Genomic DNA, 20,445 nt, shown 5'->3' with positions numbered 1-20,445 from the left:
GCCGACTGTCGTCGGCGCGGATCGCAAGACAGCGCTGATCGGTCGCCGGGGCATATCAGTGCATATCTGAGCAGGTCGCAGACAAATGCCTGACGCGGCGACACCTACATGGTCCCATTGACTCTTTGCCGGGAAGAGAACAAATGAGGAACACACCGCAACCACTTCGCGTTCAAGGACAGATGAGTGCATTGGCGCCAACTGCTGCCATTTCCGACCTTCGCGATCGCATTGCGCGTCTCGAAGGCCGAAATCCGCGCGAGCGAGCGGTGCTCCCTTTCGACATCGCGTCTATCGATAGACATTTGCCCGGAGGTGGCGTGGCGCTTGGTGCTCTGCACGAGGTTGCCGGCGGCGGCAACGGTGCGATCGACGGCGCTGCCGCCTCATTGTTTGCCGCCGGGATTGCGGCCAGGACGCAGGGCAAAGTGCTGTGGTGTGTCACGCGCCAGGATCTGTTTGCGCCGGCAATTGCCCAAGTCGGACTTCACCCGGATCGGGTGATCTATGTCGAGGCGGGTGACGACAAATCCTTGCTCGCCTGCTTCGAGGAAGGTCTGCGGCACGTAGGGCTTGGGGCTGTAGTTGCCGAGGTTGCCCGTCTGTCGATGACGGCTTCGCGCCGCCTGCAGCTTGCATCCGAAGGTTCCGGTGCGATGGGCATCGCCATTCGCCGCTGGCGCCGCCAGACCGAAGCTGCCGATTTCGGGCAGCCGACGGCGTCTGTCACCCGCTGGCGGGTTTCTGTCCTGCCATCGCGGCCGCTTCCAGTGCCGGGCGTCGGTCGGGCACGATGGCAACTGGAATTGATCCGGTCTCGCGGAGGGGAAACGCTCGATATCGAAGTGGAGGCTTGTGATGCAAAGGGTCGTATCGCTCTTCTTTCCAAGCTGGTCGACCGACCGGCTCAGAAGGAAATTGGGCGACGTCTCGCCGCCACCGGATAGTCCTTTGGTGCTGGTCGGGCGGCAAGGCAATCGTCGCCTTGTGGTTGCCGCTGATCGCGCAGCCAAAGAAGCGGGCTTACGCGTCGGCATGCCGGCGACCAAGGCGCAGGCCCTCGTGCAGGGGCTGGCCGTTATGGACGCTGAGCCCGACGCGGATGCGGAGGCATTGGAGCGGCTGGCGCTATGGGCATTGCGGCGCTACGCGCCGATTGTCGCGGCAGATACTCCGGACGGATTGGTCATGGACACCACCGGCGCCGATCACCTTCATGGCGGCGAACAACTGATGCTGGCCGATATGGTCGACCGCCTCGGCGAGGTCGGGATCGCGGCGCGGGCAGCGGTAGCCGACAGCTGGGGTGCCGCACATGCCGTTGCGCGATACGTCAAGCAGGGCGTCAGCGTTGTCGCCGTCAATGAAACCTGCGATGCGATTTTTCCTCTGCCCATCGCGGCACTCCGGTTGCCTCATGCGATCGTCAGCGGTCTGCGGGTTTTGGGCTTCGACAGTGTGGGCGAGCTTCTGAAGCAGCCGCGCGCGCCACTGACCCTGCGCTTCGGGCCGGAACCCGGCCGCCGCCTTGACCAGGCCGCTGGACGCCTTGCCGAACCGATAGAGCCGGTGCGGCCAGCCGATATGGTCGAAGTGAAGCGCGCCTTCGGCGAGCCCATCAGTGCGGCTGAGACGATTGCGCGCTATGTCGGCAAGCTTGTTCAGGCGCTGTGTGTCGAGCTGGACACGAAGGGCCTCGGTGCCCGGCGTCTCGATCTGCTGCTCTACCGCGTCGACAACCGGGTCGAAGCCATTCGCGTCGGCACGGCCTTGCCGGTCTGCGATGTGAAGCGGCTGACACGACTGCTCTGCGACAAGATCGAGAAGATCGATCCGGGTTTCGGCATCGAGTTGATGCGCTTGTCTGCGCCCCTGGCTGAACCGCTGACACCCAGGCAAACCATTTCATCGCTCATCGAGCAACGCGACGCTGACATCTCGGACCTGATCGACATACTCGGCAATCGTGTTGGTGAGGAAAAGCTCTATCGGTTTGCCCCGGTTGCCAGTGACGTGCCCGAGCGATCGTTCCGCCGTGTAGCGCCCGCGTCCGTTGAGACCGGCGACGCCTGGCCAGACCATTGGCCGCGCCCGGCCCGTTTGTTTGCCGTGCCCGAACCGATCGAGGCCATTGCGCTGCTGCCGGACCATCCGCCGGCAAGCTTTACCTGGAAAGGCATCCGTCGAAGGGTGAAGCGCGCCGACGGTCCCGAGCGGGTCTTTGGCGAGTGGTGGAAGCGCGACGCCGAGCTCGCCGCCGTGCGCGACTATTTCCAGGTCGAAGACGATGCCGGCGAGCGGTTCTGGATCTATCGCGCTGGTGACGGCGAGGACGCCGCAACTGGTTCGCATCGCTGGTTCCTGCACGGCATCTTCGGATGACCGCACCTTACGTCGAACTGCAATGCACCTCGCATTTTTCCTTTTTGCGCGGGGCCAGCTCCTGCGAGGAATTGTTTGCGCAGGCCGCCCTTATGGACATGCCGGCTCTCGCCATCTGTGATCGAAACAGCCTGGCCGGCATTGTCCGCGCGCATGAAGCGGCGAAGGTGACCGGTGTCCGACTGATCGTCGGCTGCCGGCTGGATCTGGCGGAAGAGATTTCCATCCTCGTCTATCCGACCGATCGCGCGGCCTACTCCCGGCTTTGCCGGTTGCTGTCGCTGGGCAAGAAGCGTGGCGGCAAAGCAAAATGCGTTCTGCACTGGGCCGACCTTGTCGCTTATGGCGAGGGCCTCGTTGCGGTGTTCATCCCCGACCAGGTCGACGACACATCCTCGATGTGGCTGCGGCGGCTGCGCGAGGCTTTTGGCGACCGAGCTTACATGGCGCTAACCTTGCGGCGCCGTCCCAATGACGCGCTGCGGCTGCACGATCTGTCCAACCTTGCCGGGCAGGCCGGTGCGCCAACGGTCGTCACCAACGATGTGCTCTTCCACGAACCGTCACGACGCATCCTGCAGGACGTGGTCACCTGCATCCGCCACAATGTCACGATCGACGATGCCGGGTTTCGGCGCGAACGGCATGCCGACCGCTACCTGAAGCCGCCGGAGGAAATGGCGCGGCTGTTTGGCCGCTATCCCGAGGCGATTACGCGGACGCTTGAGATCGCCGAGCGCTGCCGGTTCTCGCTCGACGAGCTTGCCTATCAATATCCCGAGGAGCGGATGCTGCCCGGCCTGACGCCGCAGCAGGCGCTGGAGAAACTCACCTGGGAAGGCGCGACGGCGCGGTTTCCCGAGGGCGTGCCGGACAAGGTTGTTGGCACGCTCAAGCATGAATTGCAGCTCATCGAGAAGCTGCAATACGCGCCGTATTTTCTGACGGTCAATTCGATCGTGCGCTTTGCCCGCAGCCAGGACATTCTTTGCCAGGGCAGGGGATCGGCCGCCAACAGCGCCGTCTGCTATGTGCTTGGCATCACCTCGATCGATCCCGACCGCAACGATCTGCTGTTCGAGCGCTTCGTCTCGGAGGAACGCCGCGAGCCTCCCGACATCGATGTCGATTTCGAACATGAACGGCGTGAAATCGTCATGCAATGGGTGTTCGACACCTATGGCCGTGAACACGCCGCACTTTGCTCGACCGTTATCCGCTATCGCTCGAAGGGCGCCTTGCGCGATGTCGGCAAGGCGCTTGGACTGCCCGAAGACCTGATCAAGATGCTGTCGTCGCAAGTGTGGGGCTGGTCGGCCGAAGGCGTTCAGCCAAAACATGCCGAGGACCTGAACATCAATCTCGGTGACCGCCGCCTGCGCCTGGCGCTGGACCTCGCCCGACAATTGATCGGCGCGCCGCGCCATCTGTCGCAACATCCTGGCGGGTTCGTGCTGACTCGTGACAGGCTCGACGACCTGGTGCCGATCGAACCGGCCGCGATGAAGGATCGCCAAGTCATCGAATGGGACAAGGACGACATCGACGCGTTGAAGTTCATGAAGGTCGATGTGCTGGCGCTCGGTATGCTGTCCTGCATGAAGCGCAGCTTCGATCTGCTCTCGCAACACAAGGGCATCATGCTCGATCTCGCAACGATCCCTGCCGAGGATCCGCGCACCTACGCCATGATCCGCAAGGCCGATACACTCGGCACCTTCCAGATCGAATCCCGCGCCCAGATGTCAATGCTGCCGCGCATCAAGCCGCGGACCTTTTATGATCTGGTCATCGAGGTCGCGATCGTGCGGCCGGGGCCGATCCAGGGCGACATGGTGCATCCATATCTGCGCCGGCGAGAGGGCAAGGAAGAGGTCGTCTATCCTAAGCCCGAGCTGGAAAAGGTGCTTGGAAAGACGCTGGGTGTGCCGCTGTTCCAGGAGCAGGCAATGCGGGTGGCGATCGAATGCGCCGGCTTTACGCCAGGCGAGGCCGATCAATTGCGCCGCGCCATGGCAACCTTCAAGCATACCGGTGGCGTCTCCAGCTTCGGCGCCAAGCTGATCGGCGGCATGGTGAAGAACGGCTACGAGCGCGAGTTCGCCGAAAAGACCTTCAAGCAGCTCGAGGGCTTCGGCAGCTACGGCTTTCCGGAGAGTCATGCGGCGAGCTTTGCGCTGATCGCCTACGCCTCGTCGTGGATGAAGTGCCATCACCCCGATGTTTTCTGCGCCGCGCTTCTGAATGCTCAGCCGATGGGTTTCTACGCCCCGGCGCAGATCGTTCGCGATGCGCGCGACCACGGTGTTGAGGTGCGCCCGGTCTGTGTAAACGCTTCGCGCTGGGACTGTACGCTGGAGCCCACTGAGCAAGAGGATCGGTTTGCCGTTCGGCTTGGCCTGCGGATGGTCCGCGGCCTGGCCAATGCCGACGCGGCGAGCATGGTCGGCACCCGAGCCGATCAACCCTTTGCGTCCGTCGACGACCTCTGGCATCGAGCTGGTGTTCCCGCCGCGTCGCTGGTTGAACTCGCCCAGGCCGACGCGTTTCAACCGTCACTATCGCTGGCGCGACGTGAGGCCCTATGGGCGATCAAGGCCCTACGCGACGAGCCGTTGCCGTTGTTTGCAGCCGCATCTGAACGCGAGCAGCGGACGGTGCCGGAGATCCAGGAGCCCGGCGTCACATTGCGTGCCATGACCGCCGGCGGCGAGGTCGTCGAAGACTACGGGCATGTCGGGCTTACTCTCCGCGATCATCCTGTTTCCTTCCTGCGCGCCGACCTGCGACGCAAGCGCATGGTCTCTTGTCGAGAAGCAATGCAGGCGCGCGACGGACAATGGCTTGAGGCGGCCGGGCTCGTGCTGGTCCGACAACGGCCTGGCTCAGCCAAGGGCGTGATGTTCATCACGCTCGAGGACGAAACCGGGATCGCCAATCTGGTTGTTTGGGTCAAGGTCTTCGAAAAATATCGCAAGGTCGTGCTCGGCGCCGGCATGATCGGCGTCTATGGGCGGATTCAGAGAGAAGGCGAGGTGGTCCATCTTGTTGCGCATCGGCTGAGTGATCTCTCCGCCGACCTAGCCAGCGTTGGCGATCGCGATGCTGCCTTCCCAATGCCGCACGGGCGCGGCGACGAGTTTCATCATGGCAGCCCGACGCCTGACCCGCGTGGCACGCCGAAGGGACCGAGGCCGCGCAACATTATCGATCCCTATCTTCACATCGACCAGATCAAGGTGAAGACACGGGATTTCAAATAGGTCTGAGTGCCGTGTGGCAATGCACAGGCTCCATCGAACGACTGAAATTGGGCCGTAACCCGTTGGTCCGCTATCGGGGCGAGGTCGGCGGGTAGCTGCCATTCGGCAGACGACCTCTGAGCCGACGTTGAGGCGGGTGCTGGCCCTGAGGAGGGGTTCTCATTGAGTGTGGTAGCGAGGCAGAGCTTTGCCAGATGGGGGCACTGGAGCAGCATCTAGCCTGGCGGATACGCCAGATCACGGACCTGCACTGCCACGGTCAGACTGCGCGGGCCGGAGCGGATCGGACCGTTCCTGGCGAAGTGACGTTCAGCTAGCCAGATAAGTTCTTGCAATCGATCGCAGTTCATTCTCGTCGATTATCTCACCGTGTCCGCAGTATGCCCTGTTGAACTCTATCTCCAGAAGCCGCAGCATTGTCTTTCGATAAACGTGCACGTCCGAACCCGGAAGATCATCGACCAATCGCCCACGATAAATCGCATCGCCGGCTAGAAAGTCGCCGTTGCGTTCATCGAGCAGCCCGAGCGACCCCGGCGAATGGCCAGGGAGGTGAAGAACCAGAAACGACCTATCTCCTGTCTCAATGGTGCAGCCTTCGTCCAGAATTCGGGACAATGGCGCTGGTCTGATCTGGAAATGCAGCGGCGACCATACCTCATGCGGTGACTTGCTGACGGCGTCGCGCTGCGCACGAAAGAGATGAGCCAATGTGTGTTCATCAGGCATGTCTTCGAAAAAAGCAGACTCCTCGCGATGGCCAAGTCTCGTCTCGAACTCGCTCAATGCGCCGACGTGATCGACATGGATGTGCGTTGCAACGGCTACGACCGGCTTGCCAGTCGGCAGGTCCAGCACGGGTCTGAGAGGCACGAGACCCATCCCCCCGTCGATGACAAGATCGACGTCGCGCCCGCGAATATGAAAGACATTGCTTCTGAAATAGGGATGAACGTGCGGCTCCCATATCCGCGTGATTCCCCGACCCAGAGTTTCGCGTGAGAACCAGTCGGCAGCACGGTGCACTTCGCCGGTTGCGGCAAGCGACATCAACGATGTCCCCGCCCTAGTATCTGCTCGATCTTCATCTGAAAGACGGTCAGAACCGAGACCATGGACATGTAGTAGATCAGCGCTGCGCCATACCATTCCAGGAAGCGAAAGCTGGTGGCGATCGCAAACTGAGTGACAGTCATAAGCTCCTTCAAGGAAATAACCGTCGCCAGCGAGGTTGCCTTCAGTAGCGAAATAAACTCGTTGACCAGCGCCGGCAGTGCAACGCGCAGAGCCTGCGGCAAGATGATCAGGAAGAATATCTGGCCCCGGTGCAGGCCAAGGGCCGCCGCACCTTCCGATTGCCCCTTGCCGATGGATGCATAGGAACTGCGTAGGATCTCGGTCAGGTAGGCGATCTGGATCAACGTCAGGGCCAAAAAGGCGGCGATGAAAGGAGTGAACCAGCTAGACCGGAAGACCGCCGAAATCTGCGGCAGCCCATTCCATATGAACAGCAGCACGAGCAGCGCCGGTGCACCACGAAAGAGCCAGACAAAGATGGCTATCCCCAAGCGGATCCAGTGCCGCTTGGACGTCGCCAGCGCCGCCGTCGCCAGGGATATCGCCAGGGCGACGGTCATCACGAGGAGCGAAAGCGTCAAGGTCAGCAAGGCACCCTTGGCGAGGGGCCAGCCGAACAGTGCCGTCAGGAAGAGCTTGGTGTCGAACACGGCCGTCCTTCCCTCAATTGGTCGTATGCTTGACGTTGGTGGCGGTCTCGGGAAGGTTCCATTTCTGCAGCAGCGTCTTCATCTCGCCGCTGCTCTGCAATGCCTCGATGGCCTTCACCAATGCCGCGCGGTTGTCACCGCCTTTTCTCAGATAGATCCCATAGGTTTCGCCGTCGCCATAGTTGTACGGCACCTGCAGGCGGCCTGGCATCTGCTTGATTCGAAATGCTGCGGTTGTGTCCTGGGTGATCGTCGCCGTTGCCCGGCCGACCAGAATCTGCTCGATGACCCCAGAAGCGGAAGGGTAGGTCTGTATCTGCGCTGGCGCCTGACCGGCCTTCGCCAATTCGGCGTTAAGATCGGCAGCTGTCTTTTCGTAGGTGGTGCCAGCCTCGATCGCTAGTACCTTGCCGCTCAGATCCTGCGGGGTTTTGGTTGTTTCGTCGGCGACAGCCGTCACCATCACGACGTTAGAAATGAAGTAGGGAACGGCATCGTAGGCCTTGAGCCGCTCCGCCGTGACCATGATCCCAGAAGCGACGAGATCGCACCGCTCGGCGCCGAGTGATGGTAGCAAACCCTTGAAGTCACCAACGACGTAATTTGTTGTGGCGTTCCATTGCTTTGCGATCGCATCGACGACATCGACTTCGAAACCGACAAGCTTCTCGTCTCCGGGGTTGGCGTAGTATTGCATCGGCGGAAAGTCGCCGCCTGTGCAGACGTTGAGCACACCGTCGCGCACCAGACTTATGTCGGTGGCCTGTGCAGCCGGAATTGTGGCGGACAGCATCGTAGCGATCATCCCGCCGAGAGCGAGTTTGGTTGAGGCAGAAATCGGCGCGTTAAACATTTCTAGGTTCCCCTTGTTTTTGTGATGGCTTTGCGCGGCCGGCAGTGCAGGGAACGTTATGTTGCGAGTATTTGGCAAACAAGCTAAATCTTTATGCGAAAACACGAGCAGTTTTTCTAAACAATGGTGTCAAATGGCTTTCCCATCGCTTCATTCGCTTCGCACCTTCGAAAGCGTTTCTCGACTGGGGAGCATCGCTGCCGCTGCCGCCGAACTTCATGTGACATCGGGCGCGGTAAGTCAGCAATTGCGTGCATTGCAACTGTCGCTCGGTCTCGACCTGTTCGAGAAGCACGGCCGCCGCCTTGTGCTGACGGGCCGCGGGACCGCGCTACAGAAGAGCGTGGGTGTTGCCATGCAGCAGATATCGGAATCTATCCGCGAAATATCGGCGGATGCCTATAGCGCCGCCGCGAAGGCGACCCTGACCGTATCGGTGCCTTCGGTTTTCGGAACGACCTGGCTAGCGGCGCGGATTTTTCGGTTTCTAGACGCGAACCCGGACATCCGCATGCGGATGCGCACGGCGGTGGGCTTCGAAGAGGTGGACTGGCGGGAAAGCGACGTCGCCATCGTCTATGGCAAACCGCCATGGACCGGATTCTGGTGGCGAATACTACATAGCATCTACGCGGCGCCAGTGTGTAGCGCACAATTGCTTCGCGGCCCAAACGCCATTCGTGAGCCGCGCGACGTCCTGAAACACCGCCTGCTCCACGAAGACGATGGCGACCAGTGGAGGCGTTGGCTAACCGAAGCGCGCGTGCCACGTTCAGTGGAATCCGATATCTATTTCGACAACTTTGCCATGGTGCTTCAGGCTGCGCGTGACGGTCATGGTGTTGCCCTTACAAACGACATCATTTCCTTCAGGGACCTGGATGAGGGCAGACTGGTTCAACCCTTGACGCTCAGTGTCGCGGCATCCCGAAGCTATTACTGCATATGCCATGAGGAAGGTTTGGCTAATCCGGTGATCGGCCGGTTCGTCGACTGGTTGGTCGACCAGGCGTCGAGACCGTCGGGCTGACGGCACAATGGCACCGCGTGCCTGCCTCGACGCAGGTCTGTTTGGAAAAGCGATGGTCGGGGTGAAAGATGCATACGTTTCGTGCCGAGCCGCGCGGCCCTTCGAACAGCCGTGGATCCAGGGCAACCTCGAGATCCCGAGATCCGCCCACCCGGCCAGGATGTGCCCGCCGATCTGGTCGTAGCTTCCCGAACTCGACCGGACATTCGAAGCGATCTTTGCGTGGATGATCGCCACCACCTTGGGCAGTCATCGACCGCGTTAAGGTTGGCTTCTCGGTGCCCATCGACGCTGCTGATTTCTCATGATCTCAGATGAAGGGGCTTTTTGCCTTGAGGAGTATTGGCTGGATAGGACTCGACACGTAGGGAGCGGCAGTTGCCAGCAATGGCAACTTTGAGACGCGAAGCTGTGTGCGCTGCGCATGGCTATGTCCGATCTTCGTGAGTGGACGGGACCGCCGGAATGACTGCCATTGGGCGCAAAACAGTCATGCGGGCTTCACTTCGTAGCGTGCTGAGGCTCAGAACGGGACTGGTAAACGGTTGTTTTTGGCCCTTATAGCCCTTGGGTCGACGAGTGCCGGCGTTGGTGCAGAGTCAGTCGCTCCCTTCTCGAACGGCCTCGACCGCCAACGACCCGGCCGGCAGGGCCGTCAGCAGCTTGGCCTCCGGTTTTGTGAGATGGATCCATGCCGCCCAGTCTTCCGGACGCAGCACGACAATCTGGCGATTGTGGATGGGCGCGACGTCTGGGCCGGGTTCGGTCGTCAGCATCGTGAAGGCGGGCGGATGATTGCCCTGGCCCTCACGCCAAAGGCCTGCGATCGCCATAAAAGGGGCACTCGTCAGGGTGAACCGGTGCTTGGCTTTCGGATATTTCTTACCGGTGAACTCGAAGAAAGCGCTTGCCGGAATCAGGCAGCGATTGCTGTTGGCGAAGCTTCGCCCTTCTGAACGGAAGTTGAAGACCGGCCCGCCTTTGCCCGAAGGCGGAAAGCTGAAATTCATTGGAACCAGCTCGATCAGATTGCCGGCCGCGCGCATGACCGGCCCCATGTCGTTGATCTTGACGTCGTCCGACTGAGGCAGGTCGAGTTCTGTCTGTTGCGTGGGGATGCCGAGTTCCAGGTCCTGCATCATCTTGCAGTATTCGGCCCACCGGATGTGTTGTTCGTAGTCGTTGCACATGACCGTTAGCTTAGCGATTTTTCGTCGTTTTTCGAGATCCTATCGGGCGTCCCCTGACGGGCCGGATTGTGGGCAAAGCTGAAGTCCCGCCTGCGACGGGTCTTCGCCCATACGGGCTTCCATCCCTGACGCGAGATCGGTCACGCCGGCGGTCCTTCCTTCGGCCGGTGGATATCAAGACGGGTCGATGAGAGTGAGAGTGCGGACCGAGTTTGCCGTGACGGGTTGAAGGTCGGGAGAGAGGCTCCTGGCGCCCGTCGCGGAGAACCGCGATGTCCAGAGACACCGCTCGCGCCCGTTCCGGCAACGACCGCACGGGCCTCTATCATGAAATCACCGACAAGATCATCGCCGAGTTGGAAGCCGGACGCATCCCGTGGGTGCAGCCCTGGGGGACGGCGGCGGCACGGGCGCCGCTCGCCATGCCGGAAAACGCGTCGACCCACCGGCGCTACTCTGGGATCAACGTCCTGATCCTGTGGGGCGCGGTCATCGAGCACGGATTTACCGGCCAGAGTTGGCTTACATTCCGCCAGGCGCTTGCCCTCGGCGGTAACGTCAGGAAGGGAGAGCATGGCGCGACCGTCGTCTACGCCGATCGCTTCGTGCCCGAAGATGAGCGCAAGCGAGCCCGTGAGAGCGGGGACGAGGCACAGGCAATTCCATTCCTCAAACGCTTCACAGTCTTCAACGCCGATCAATGCGAGAACCTTCCGGAGGACATCGCCGCCGTCGCACCACCGCCTCCGCCGGGCATGATCGAACCGCAGGCGGAGGCGCTGATCTGGGCCACGGGCGCGGATTTTCGGATCGGCGGCAGTCGCGCCTTCTACAGCCCTGCGAGCGACCTCGTGCAGGTCCCGCCGCCAGCCGCCTATTTCGAACCGATCAATTGGCACCGCACCGCATTCCATGAACTGGGGCATTGGTCGGGTCATTCCTCCCGGCTCGGCCGTGATATGGCCGGTTCCTTCGGTTCCAAATCCTACGCGCGGGAGGAACTGGTGGCAGAGATGGCGGGGGCCTTTGTCTGCGCTTCTCTCGCCATCGTGCCGACGGTGCGCCATGCCGACTACATCGGCTCGTGGCTAGCGGTCCTGCGCGAGGACAATCGCGCCATTGTCCGTGCCGCCAGCGCCGCCTCGAAAGCCGCCGAATTCATCCTTGGCTTCCAGCCTGGCGTGGATCAGCAAGCGACCGCGGCAGCAGCAAATGACAAACGGGAGGCGGCGTGATGGGGCCACGCCGAACCGGAGTCCGGACCGCGCTTCGCCTGCTTCCGGTTCGGTGGCCATGAGAGTGAGAGGGGTACCGGTATTTCATGACGGGTTTGGGTCGAGAGAGAGGCTCTCGGCGACCGTCGCGGAGAAAATACCATGGCTACTGCCGTTCAAAAGATCACCTTGTCGTCCTCGCGCGACATTCCTTTCAACAAGCTGGTGCTCGCCCAGACCAACGTCCGGCGCATCAAAGTCGAGTTCCCACGCGGCATCGTGCAGGGCGAGATGCCGCCCCTCTTTGTCATCGGGTCGGACGGCGAGGCGCAGATCGCCAACAGCCGTGTCTACCAGAACACCCTGATCGTCGACCGTCTCTTCGGGGCGGCCGAATTGCGCCTTGGCGGCGGCAAGCGCCAACAAACCGTAAGGATCATCCGCACCGATGGGCAGAGGAGGGGCCTGTGGATGTCAAGTTTTAGCGCGGGGTCGAACTCGACCGACACACCGCGGCAAAGAGGAGGGGAACAGTCATGAACGAGACCGAAATCGCTGCCGCCCCGATGCGGCTTCGCGCCGACCCGCCCCGCGTCACGCGGCTGTCCCGCAAGGTGATAGCTGGTATCGGCTTCGCCGCGTCGGTCGGCATAGGAGGCGCGCTGATATACGCGCTTCAGGTGAGCAACAAAGATACGCGGAGCCAGGAGCTATACTCGACCTCCAACCGACAGCCCGCAGATGGACTAGCCGGCCTGCCGCGCGACTACACCGGCCCGGTTCTTGGGCCGCCGCTTCCTGGCGATCTCGGCCGGCCGATTCTCGACGCCCAAAACAAGGGGCAGCCCGTCGTGCCGCCATCGATCGCCACCCCCATGGTTGATGAGGCTGAGCAACGCCGGCGGGCCGAGGACGAGGCGGCCAGAACCTCGCGTGTTTTCTTCCAGGCAGGACAGGTACACGCGGCGATGACCGAAATGCCTGCTGGACTTGCCCCGCAGAACCTCGCCGGCTCTGAACTTACGGGTCAGATCGGCCAGCCGACCGCGCAGGATCGCCAGCTTGCCTTCCTGAATGCGGCCGCTGATCGCCGCACCGTGGTGCCGGATCGCGTCATGCCGCCGGCGTCGCCCTATGTCTTGCAGGCAGGCGCCGTCATCGCTGCTGCGCTGATCACCGGCATCCGTTCCGACCTGCCAGGTCAGATCACCGCGCAGGTGACCGAGAATGTCTACGACAGTCCGACTGGTCGGGCGCTGCTGATCCCGCAAGGCGCGCGCATTGTCGGGCAATACGACAACGATGTTGGTTTTGGTCAGCGACGGGTTCTGCTTGCCTGGAACAGGCTGATCTTTCCCAATGGACGGTCGATTGTGCTGGAGCGCCAGCCCGGCGCCGACGCTCAAGGCTATGCCGGCGTAGAGGATGGTGTCGATTACCATTGGGCCGACCTGTTCAAGACAGCGGCGCTGTCGACCATTCTCAGCGTCGGAGCGGAGGCTGGCTCGTCGGGCCAGGAGAGCGACATCGTGCGCGCACTTCGACAAGGGGCGTCGGAGAGTGTCAGCCAGACCGGGCAACAGATCGTCCAGCGCCAGCTCAACATCGCGCCGACACTGACCATACGGCCGGGTTTCACGGTGCGTGTCGTCGTTACGCGCGATCTCGTGCTCGAGCCCTATGGAGACTGAAATGGCCAAGCTGAAGCTCAGTCCGATTGCCGACGACAAGCCCGTCAAGGTCACGGTGGAACTGCCGGCGCCACTGCACCGCGATCTGTCGAGATATGCCGAGATCCTAGGACGCGAGTCGGGGCAAGGCGCCGCCGATCCTGTGCGCTTGATCGTGCCCATGCTGGAGCGTTTCATCGCGACGGATCGCGGCTTTGCCAAAGCCAAGCAGGAGCGGAAGGCTTAGATCGAGAGATCGTGGAGCAGGGCGATCTACAGCGCCGCCAGCGCATTGTTGCACCACAGGCAGTTGCCTTTGATTGTTACGCGGCGGCGGACATTGTCGGCTCAAAGGCAGACACGATCGCCTCGAGTGAAACATTCAAGGCGTTTGAGAATGTCCTGCCTTTCTGCCAGACCGCCACGTAATGATAGAGCGCGGAGGGTTCCACCGGTTTTATGCCAAGATTAAACGCTGCATATTCACGCGCGATAATCTCGTTCGTGATTGCGATGCCCAGCCCTGCGGAGACGTAGCCCGCTTCGTGCCCGTTGCAGTCGAATTCCACCAGTATGTTTGGCTCAACACCCTCGAAGCGCAAGGCGTTGAAGTTCATTTGATGGGAGGCGAATTGAGGATCGATGTCGACTATCGTTTCTCCGGCGAGGTCATGAGCCTCAATGCGCGACTGTTTTGAGAAGCGATGGTCCGGATGAAAGATGCATACGTTGCGAGCCGAACCCAGGGCCGCCCATTCGAACAACTGGGGATCAAGAGGCAGCCTTGAGATTCCAAGATCTGCCCGTCCGGCGAGGATGTGCTCTCCGATCTGGTCGTGGCTCCCCGAGATCGATCGGACATTCGAAGCGGTTTTTGAATGAATGGTCGCCACCACTCTGGGCAATGTCACAAAGCCGAAGACCGAAGGCGCTGCAATCGCGATCCGATGTTTTTCATCGTTCTTCATAGCGAAAATGGACGCTTCCAGTCGATCCAGAGACGTCAAAGCAAGCTCGATGTTCCGCAGCAGTTCCCATGCTTCCTGCATTGGGACGATGCGGTTGGTTGATCTTTTGAACAGTACGATCCCAACCGTCGCCTCAAGTTGCTTCACATGTTGACTGACTGCCGGTTGGCTGATCCCCAGCGACCGTGCGGCCTTGCGCGTGGAACCGGCCCGCAGCACCTCGCGAAAAACCTGCAGTTGTCGGAGCTTCAAGCCGCTTTGCAGCAACTCCATTCTTTTGCATTCCTTTCCCGCTCCGTGACGAGGCGACCGTCGATTTGGTTGCCTCAGGCGCGATGGTTCGAGACCAATTATCCGGATCATCACGCAAGCTTTGAATCCACTATAATATGGTCATTATAGTGACTGGTAAAGCGGGTCGTTTGCTTATCGCTATGCGCGCATGCGACTGGCGGAGATTTTTGGAGCGAACGTTCGCAGGGTCCGCCTGAAACGCGGCATGACCCTGGAATCCTTGGCTACAGAAGCAAGGCTCGCGTACAGCTATATGGGCGGCATAGAACGAGGGCAAAGAAACCCTAGCCTCGACGTAGCCGAGAGGATCGCAAAGGTATTGGACACCGATCCGGTGACGTTGTTCAGCTCAACTTCGTCAGGGTAGCAGCTTGCGAAATAGCAGCAGAACAGGGCTGGCGTCGGGCTCCTGTTTGACCCCCTATATGCCAACGATCTGCGTTGACCGCACCTCGATCCTATAACGGTCAGTTATAGGGCAAATCTTAAAAATTATAGATTGATCGAGCGACTGTAGGGGCTATTTTGACTCGAAGCGCAAATGACCTTTAGAGCGCTGCTAGAATACTTTGCTACTCTAGGTAATCATCAGAATTAACACCGCTGGAAAAGCCACGCGCTGCTCGAATTGCGGGCCGAAAGGTGCGCCATGAACGGTTTTGCTGCTCAGTTTCTTGTCGCATTCACGGTCACGCTCAGCCTTGCGCTTGTCAGCGGGTCTGTGGGTACAGTTTTCGGGCTGTTGCTGGCCATTTCCAAAGGCGCTGCCGCGCCACGGCTAAGACGGGTTGTGACGGCCTACACGACGGTCGTTCGTGGTGTGCCAGAACTTGTCATTATCCTGCTCATCTATTTCGGGGGAACCACGTTTGCCAGCATAGTCGCTGGCCGGTACGTCGAGGTGAATGCGTTCACCGCAGGGGTGATCGCGCTCTCGGTCGTATTCAGCGGGTATGCAACCGAAGTGTTTCGCGGCGCGATTGCCGCCGTGCCGGCGGGGCAAACGGAAGCCGCCAGGTCACTAGGGTTGAATGCCTGGCAGCGCTGGGCATTCATCGTCGGGCCGCAGATGCTGCGGTTGGCGCTGCCAGCCTACGGCAATCTTTGGATCTCGCTCTTCAAGGATACCGCCTTGGTGTCGATCGTCGGCCTGACCGACATCATGCGCGTTGCCTTTGTCGGCGCCGGATCTCTGCACGCGCCGTTGGCCTTCTATCTCGCGGCCTCTGCCCTCTATCTCGCTCTTACAACGATAACACTGCTGTCGATCCGGTTGGCCGAGCGTCGCTACCCCGCATTCGGTCAATAGGGGGAACTGCCGATGAACCTCCAATTGATGCTCGATGCGTTGGTGCTGCTGTCTTCAGGGGTTGGGCTCACCCTGACGCTCACGGTGCTGTCGCTGATGACGGGATTTCTTCTATCGGTGCCGCTTGCATTCGTTCGTGCATTTGCACGCCCGAGCCTGTCAATGGCGGTGTTGGGCTACACCTATGTCTTCCGCGGCACACCCATGCTGGTGCAACTCTTTCTGCTCTACTACGGCCTTAGCCAATTCCAAGCGGTGCGGGCGAGCATCTTTTGGGTCTTGCTTCGCGACCCATTTTGGTGCGCCTTGCTGACCTTCTCTCTGAACAGCGCGGCGCATACGACCGAGATACTGTGTCGGGGTCTTCAGTCCGTGCCGAAGGGCCTTATTGAGGCTGCTAAGGCCCTCGGTTTGAAACGCCTGCAAATCGCCCGCCTTGTCACCTTTCCGATCGCTTTCAGGATATCGCTTCCGGCCTATGGGAACGAAGTCGTGGGCATGATCAAGGGTTCATCCCTGGCGAGCACCGTGACGCTTCTCGAGGTCACCGGCATGGCGAGACAGATGGTGTCGACGACATTCCCCCCTTTCGAAATCTTCATCGTCGCTGGCGCGATCTATCTGTCGCTGACCACGGTCGCTGTGAAAGCAACTCAGTTCCTCGAGTGGCGGCTCTCGACCGACGGTCCTCCCGGCGGAAGACGCAGGCTGCGACCGAAGCAGGCGCTCTGCGAACCAGACATCACGACACTCACGCCGTGACCTTGCGGCCTGCCGGCTGCATCCCATCGAAACCAATGAAAGAGGTGCTCCATGCGCATACCCTTGGCTATTGCTATTTCTGTCGCGTCAGTGATTTCGGCCTTGCCGGTTCGAGCCGAAAGCGAGCGAGCGATATCGATCGCGACGGAAGGCGCTTCGCCCCCCTGGGACGGCACCGACGCGAACGGCGAACTCTACGGGTACGACGTCGATGTCGGGCGCGAGTTTTGCCGCCGCATCGCCATCAAATGCAGGTTCGTGGCGCAGGACTGGGACGGGATTATCCCTGCTCTGGTCGTTGGCAAGTTCGACATCATCATGTCTGGCATGGCGATCACCGAGAAGCGCAAGCAATCAATCGCATTCTCGGTTCCCTACGCCGGCGGCTTCAACCAGTTCGTGGTGCGCAAGGAACTGGGGCTCGACGCAGGGGACACCAAACAGAGGGTCAACCTCTCGGCGGTCGGGGACAAGGAAAAGGCAGCCATCGACCACGTCAGGACCGTGCTCACCGGCAAGGCCATCGGCGTACTGCGCTCATCGAATTCGGAGGCTGTCCTGAAAGATCTCCTCGGCGATGTCGTGACCATTCGCAGCTATGACAGCCTGGACAATCTGAAGCTCGATCTGGCCGCAGGGCGCGTCGACGGCGGGCTTGCCGACTACTTCACATGGCGGGACTTCCTCGAGACGCCTTCCGGTTCGATCGCGGTGTTTTTTGGTCCGGAACTGAAGGGCGGCCTTTGGGGACCGGGCGTCGGTGCCGGCATGCGCAAGGACGATGCCGAGTTGCTCGCCAAGTTCAACGCGGCCATCGATGCGGCCACCAAGGATGGGACGCTCTCCGCCCTGAGCGTGAAATGGTTCAAGACGGATATCGCGCCAGCCATATCGAAGTAGCGGCATAGCCCGCATCGACGTGGCGCTGGCCGAGGCCGGCGCCAGATATTCTCATCCCTTGAGGCGTGTACCATGAAAGACCATTTTTGCGCGGTCGTAACTGGCCAATCTCTGATCACCCATGACGTCCGCACTATTCAAGACGAACGGTTCGCGGACGTGGTCCGCTTCCTGCGGCAAGGCGACCTCGTCTTCACCAATTTCGAGTCGACGATCCTCGGCAAGCACGGCGGCTGGCCAACCAAGGGCAAGTACTTCGGCTACTCCACCGCTGAGGTGCTGGACGCTTTGAAGGCGATCGGCTTCAACGCGCTTGCCCTCGCGAACAACCACGCCTTCGATCTTGGTCCTCAGGGCGTACTCGCAACGCTGGAGGAGGTGCAAGCGCGCGGTTTCCTTCATGCTGGTCTAGGTGTCGACGAGGCGAATGCCACGAGACCTGGCTGTCGCCAATTTGGCGCGCGCCAGGTGTCGCTTCTAGCCATCGACGCGGGTCCCGGCCCCGCCAACATGTATGCCGAAAATGGTACGTCGTTCCGCCCCGCTCGCCCTGGCGTCAACCGGCTGAAGGCTGTTCGCAAGATCGGCGTGCCGGACGGGCATCTTCGGAGATTGGCAAGGCTCGGCGACCATTTGCAAAGCTCTCCTGGCGGACAAGTTCCAGTCAGTCAACCATGACCGCGCCCACACCGGCGCGCCGATCCTGACCGACAGCCTGACATGGTTCGACTGCACCGTTCACAGCCGCCTCGAGGCCGGTGACCACATCATCCTGGTCGGCCAGGTCCAGGCTTTCGGAACCAGCCCATCGGCGCCGCTCGGGTTTTGCCGCGGCCGTTACGCCAGCGTGAAGGATCCGCTGCCCGCCGGCTGGCTGGCCTCGCAGGACATGATCATCGGCTATCTTGTCGAAGCCGGCGACCGCATCCTCTTGCGCACGGATGGCAAGGGAAGCTGGGTGCTGCCGACGGCGCGGCGCCGCAAGGCCGACAGTCAGCTCGTCCTCGATGGCGGCGACGCGCTGACCCTCGTCCCTGAAAACACCTTCCTCTATTCGGTCTTCGACGTCGCCGACAGCGACCCGGGCTATCTCATCTACCGCGCCGAACTGAGCCTTGAGAGCGCTGAAGCAGCACTTCCGGATGGCCACGCCTTCTTTTCCGTCGACGCGCTGCCCTATGAGCGGGTTGCCACCCATGAATTGCGCGCCATGCTGCGCCGCTATGCGCGGGAGCGCCAGGACAAGCGCTTCGGCATTTACATCGACACCGGCGACGGCGGCCGCGTCGCCATGATCGACGGCCAGTCGCAATCGTGGACGCAAGCCGCATTCGAATGATGCTTCACCCAGGACAGACAGCATGAAAACGACGGTCGGATCGCTCGAAGGCTCACGCCAGAACCTGTTCATCGACGGTGCGTTCGTGGCGCCGAAAGGCGGGCAGTATATCGACAGTTTCGACCCGACCACCGGCAAGCCCTGGTACCAGTTCGCCGAGGCCGGCGCCGAGGATGTCGGCGCGGCCGTCGAGGCAGCACTCGCTGCCTTCGCCGCTCCGGCCTGGCGGCGCATGACCCAGACCGACCGCGGCAGGCTGGTGCGCCGGCTGGCGGAACTGGTGCTGGAGCACGCCGACGCGCTGGCGCTGATCGAGACGCGCGACAACGGCAAGCTGCTCAAGGAAATGCGGGCGCAGATGCGCGCCATGCCCGACAGCTACACCTATTTCGCGGGGATGGCCGACAAGCTGCTCGGCGACACCATCCCGGTCAACAAGCTCGACATGCTCAACTTCAACCTGCGCGAGCCGATCGGCGTCGTCGGCATGATCACGCCATGGAACTCGCCGCTGATGCTGCTCACCGGCACGCTCGCGCCATGCCTGGCGCTCGGCAACACGGTCGTCGTCAAGCCGTCCGAGCATGCCAGTGCCTCCACGCTCGCTTTGGCCGAGCTGATCATGGAGGCCGGCTTCCCGGCCGGCGTCGTCAATGTCGTGACCGGCACCGGCGCCGTGGCTGGGGACGCGCTGACGCGCCATCCTGGCATCGCCAAACTCGTCTTCACCGGTTCGACCGTGACGGGCCGGCGGATTGCCGCCAATGCGGCGCAGAATCTCATTCCGTGCTCGATGGAACTCGGCGGCAAGTCGCCGCATGTCGTCTTCGGCGATGTCGATATCGACCATGCCGTCAACGGCGTCGTGTCCGGTGTCTTCGCGGCCGCGGGGCAGTCCTGCGTCGCCGGTTCGCGCTGTTTCGTCGAGGCCAGCGTCTACGACCGCTTTGTCGAGGCACTGGTCGAGCGCACGCGGCGGGTGCGGGTCGGGCTGCCAATGTTGGAGGAAACTGACATCGGTCCGCTGGCGCTGTCGGCGCAACTCGCCAAGGTGGAAGGCTACGTCGCCTCGGGCGTGCGTCAGGGCGCGAGTATCGCGGCCGGCGGCCGGCGGCCGCAGGCGGCCGAGCTTGCCGGTGGCTGGTATTTCGAGCCGACCGTGATGACCGATGCCGACAACGGCATGGACTTCATGCAGGAGGAGTTGTTCGGTCCCGTCGTCGGCATCATGCCTTTCTCGTCGGAAGACGAGATGATCCGTCTCGCCAACGACACCCGCTATGGGCTGGCCTCCGGCATCTGGACCCGGGACATCAACCGCGCGCTGCGTTTCGCGAGGAACGTCGAGGCCGGCACGGTCTGGATCAATACCTATCGCGCTTCCTCCTTCATGTCCGCCAATGGCGGCTTCAAGGAGAGCGGCTATGGCCGGCGCGGCGGCTTCGACGCCATGGAGGAGTTCTCGCGGCTGAAGAACGTCGTCATCGACTATTCGGGCGCCATGCAGGACCCCTTCATTATCCGCCTTCGCTGACCAAACCCGA

Annotated in this window: 18 protein-coding genes and 2 pseudogenes; 15 read left to right on the top strand and 5 right to left on the bottom strand. The window is 61.5% G+C overall.

Annotated features, from left to right (window positions below; genetic code table 11):
- Nucleotides 1-182: 182 nt before the first annotated feature.
- From NKJ67_RS12280 to NKJ67_RS12270, 3 genes are read left to right on the top strand one after another with little or no spacing between them, the layout of a single operon-like run.
- Nucleotides 183-947 carry an ImuA family protein gene (locus NKJ67_RS12280; RefSeq protein WP_352581469.1) on the top strand — a complete coding sequence of 255 codons (765 nt, stop codon included), beginning with the start codon at nt 183-185 and terminating at the stop codon, nt 945-947.
- Complete coding sequence (locus NKJ67_RS12275) at nt 859-2,382, top strand: DUF6504 family protein (protein WP_352581468.1); 1,524 nt, start codon at nt 859-861, stop codon at nt 2,380-2,382. The genes NKJ67_RS12280 and NKJ67_RS12275 overlap by 89 nt, the downstream gene beginning before the upstream one ends.
- The gene (locus NKJ67_RS12270) at nt 2,379-5,645 is read left to right on the top strand and encodes an error-prone DNA polymerase (RefSeq protein ID WP_352581467.1); all 3,267 of its coding nucleotides are present in this window, start codon (nt 2,379-2,381) and stop codon (nt 5,643-5,645) included. Before NKJ67_RS12275 ends, NKJ67_RS12270 begins: the two co-directional genes overlap by 4 nt.
- Before the next feature lie 309 nt (nt 5,646-5,954).
- On the opposite strand, the gene NKJ67_RS12265 is transcribed toward NKJ67_RS12270, so the two are convergent.
- Genes NKJ67_RS12265 through NKJ67_RS12255 form a run of 3 tightly spaced genes read right to left on the bottom strand, consistent with a single transcriptional unit; the run spans nt 5,955 to nt 8,225 of the window.
- Complete coding sequence (locus tag NKJ67_RS12265) at nt 5,955-6,695, bottom strand: MBL fold metallo-hydrolase (RefSeq protein ID WP_352581466.1); 741 nt, start codon at nt 6,693-6,695, stop codon at nt 5,955-5,957.
- Nucleotides 6,695-7,372, bottom strand: a complete 678-nt coding sequence (locus NKJ67_RS12260; protein ID WP_352581465.1) for an amino acid ABC transporter permease — start codon at nt 7,370-7,372, stop codon at nt 6,695-6,697. The genes NKJ67_RS12265 and NKJ67_RS12260 overlap by 1 nt, the downstream gene beginning before the upstream one ends.
- Nucleotides 7,373-7,385: 13 nt before the next feature.
- The gene (locus tag NKJ67_RS12255; protein WP_352581464.1) at nt 7,386-8,225 is read right to left on the bottom strand and encodes a transporter substrate-binding domain-containing protein; all 840 of its coding nucleotides are present in this window, start codon (nt 8,223-8,225) and stop codon (nt 7,386-7,388) included.
- Between the two features lie 133 nt (nt 8,226-8,358).
- On the opposite strand from NKJ67_RS12255, the gene NKJ67_RS12250 reads away from it, so the two are divergent.
- Nucleotides 8,359-9,255: a LysR substrate-binding domain-containing protein gene (locus NKJ67_RS12250; protein ID WP_352581462.1), complete on the top strand. Its 897-nt coding sequence runs from the start codon at nt 8,359-8,361 to the stop codon at nt 9,253-9,255.
- Nucleotides 9,256-9,854: 599 nt separating this feature from the next.
- On the opposite strand, the gene NKJ67_RS12245 is transcribed toward NKJ67_RS12250, so the two are convergent.
- Nucleotides 9,855-10,445 (bottom strand): SOS response-associated peptidase, encoded by a 591-nt coding sequence (locus NKJ67_RS12245; protein ID WP_352581461.1) that lies wholly within the window; start codon nt 10,443-10,445, stop codon nt 9,855-9,857.
- 272 nt (nt 10,446-10,717) lie between these two features.
- Here NKJ67_RS12245 and NKJ67_RS12240 point away from each other — a divergent pair, with 272 nt between their 5' ends.
- The 4 genes and pseudogenes from NKJ67_RS12240 to NKJ67_RS12225 all read left to right on the top strand — a co-directional run bounded on the left by NKJ67_RS12240 (nt 10,718) and on the right by NKJ67_RS12225 (nt 13,576).
- A complete protein-coding gene (locus NKJ67_RS12240) occupies nt 10,718-11,680 on the top strand; it encodes an ArdC family protein (protein ID WP_352581460.1) in 963 nt (320 codons plus the stop codon).
- Between the two features lie 225 nt (nt 11,681-11,905).
- Nucleotides 11,906-12,199 (top strand): annotated as a pseudogene (locus NKJ67_RS12235) (TrbG/VirB9 family P-type conjugative transfer protein); the annotation flags it as partial.
- Complete coding sequence (locus NKJ67_RS12230) at nt 12,196-13,350, top strand: TraB/TrbI/VirB10 family type IV secretion system protein (RefSeq protein ID WP_352581459.1); 1,155 nt, start codon at nt 12,196-12,198, stop codon at nt 13,348-13,350. The pseudogene NKJ67_RS12235 and the gene NKJ67_RS12230, both read left to right, overlap by 4 nt.
- Before the next feature lies 1 nt (nt 13,351).
- The gene (locus tag NKJ67_RS12225) at nt 13,352-13,576 is read left to right on the top strand and encodes a DUF2274 domain-containing protein (protein WP_352581458.1); all 225 of its coding nucleotides are present in this window, start codon (nt 13,352-13,354) and stop codon (nt 13,574-13,576) included.
- Nucleotides 13,577-13,652: 76 nt separating this feature from the next.
- Here NKJ67_RS12225 and NKJ67_RS12220 read toward each other — a convergent pair whose 3' ends face one another.
- Nucleotides 13,653-14,570: a LysR family transcriptional regulator gene (locus NKJ67_RS12220; RefSeq protein WP_352581457.1), complete on the bottom strand. Its 918-nt coding sequence runs from the start codon at nt 14,568-14,570 to the stop codon at nt 13,653-13,655.
- Between the two features lie 169 nt (nt 14,571-14,739).
- Between NKJ67_RS12220 and NKJ67_RS12215 the strand changes: the two genes are divergently transcribed.
- The 7 genes and pseudogenes from NKJ67_RS12215 (at nt 14,740) to NKJ67_RS12185 (ending at nt 20,435) form a co-directional block, all read left to right on the top strand.
- Nucleotides 14,740-14,958 (top strand): helix-turn-helix domain-containing protein, encoded by a 219-nt coding sequence (locus tag NKJ67_RS12215; RefSeq protein WP_352581456.1) that lies wholly within the window; start codon nt 14,740-14,742, stop codon nt 14,956-14,958.
- Between the two features lie 282 nt (nt 14,959-15,240).
- Nucleotides 15,241-15,900, top strand: a complete 660-nt coding sequence (locus NKJ67_RS12210; RefSeq protein WP_352581455.1) for an ABC transporter permease subunit — start codon at nt 15,241-15,243, stop codon at nt 15,898-15,900.
- Between the two features lie 12 nt (nt 15,901-15,912).
- Nucleotides 15,913-16,662 (top strand): ABC transporter permease, encoded by a 750-nt coding sequence (locus NKJ67_RS12205; RefSeq protein ID WP_352581454.1) that lies wholly within the window; start codon nt 15,913-15,915, stop codon nt 16,660-16,662.
- A gap of 51 nt (nt 16,663-16,713) precedes the next feature.
- Nucleotides 16,714-17,562 carry a transporter substrate-binding domain-containing protein gene (locus tag NKJ67_RS12200; protein ID WP_352581453.1) on the top strand — a complete coding sequence of 283 codons (849 nt, stop codon included), beginning with the start codon at nt 16,714-16,716 and terminating at the stop codon, nt 17,560-17,562.
- Between the two features lie 72 nt (nt 17,563-17,634).
- On the top strand, nt 17,635-18,240 hold the full coding sequence (locus NKJ67_RS12195) for a CapA family protein (RefSeq protein WP_502905204.1): 606 nt from the start codon (nt 17,635-17,637) through the stop codon (nt 18,238-18,240).
- Nucleotides 18,215-18,901 (top strand): annotated as a pseudogene (locus NKJ67_RS12190) (flavin reductase family protein); the annotation flags it as partial. The gene NKJ67_RS12195 and the pseudogene NKJ67_RS12190, both read left to right, overlap by 26 nt.
- Nucleotides 18,902-18,923: 22 nt before the next feature.
- A complete protein-coding gene (locus tag NKJ67_RS12185) occupies nt 18,924-20,435 on the top strand; it encodes an aldehyde dehydrogenase (RefSeq protein WP_352581452.1) in 1,512 nt (503 codons plus the stop codon).
- Nucleotides 20,436-20,445 lie beyond the last annotated feature (10 nt).

The organism is Mesorhizobium sp. M0088, assembly GCF_040322895.1.
Lineage (GTDB): Bacteria > Pseudomonadota > Alphaproteobacteria > Rhizobiales > Rhizobiaceae > Mesorhizobium.
The sequence above is the reverse complement of the archived record's forward strand: the minus strand, read 5'-3'. Positions and strand labels throughout refer to the sequence as shown.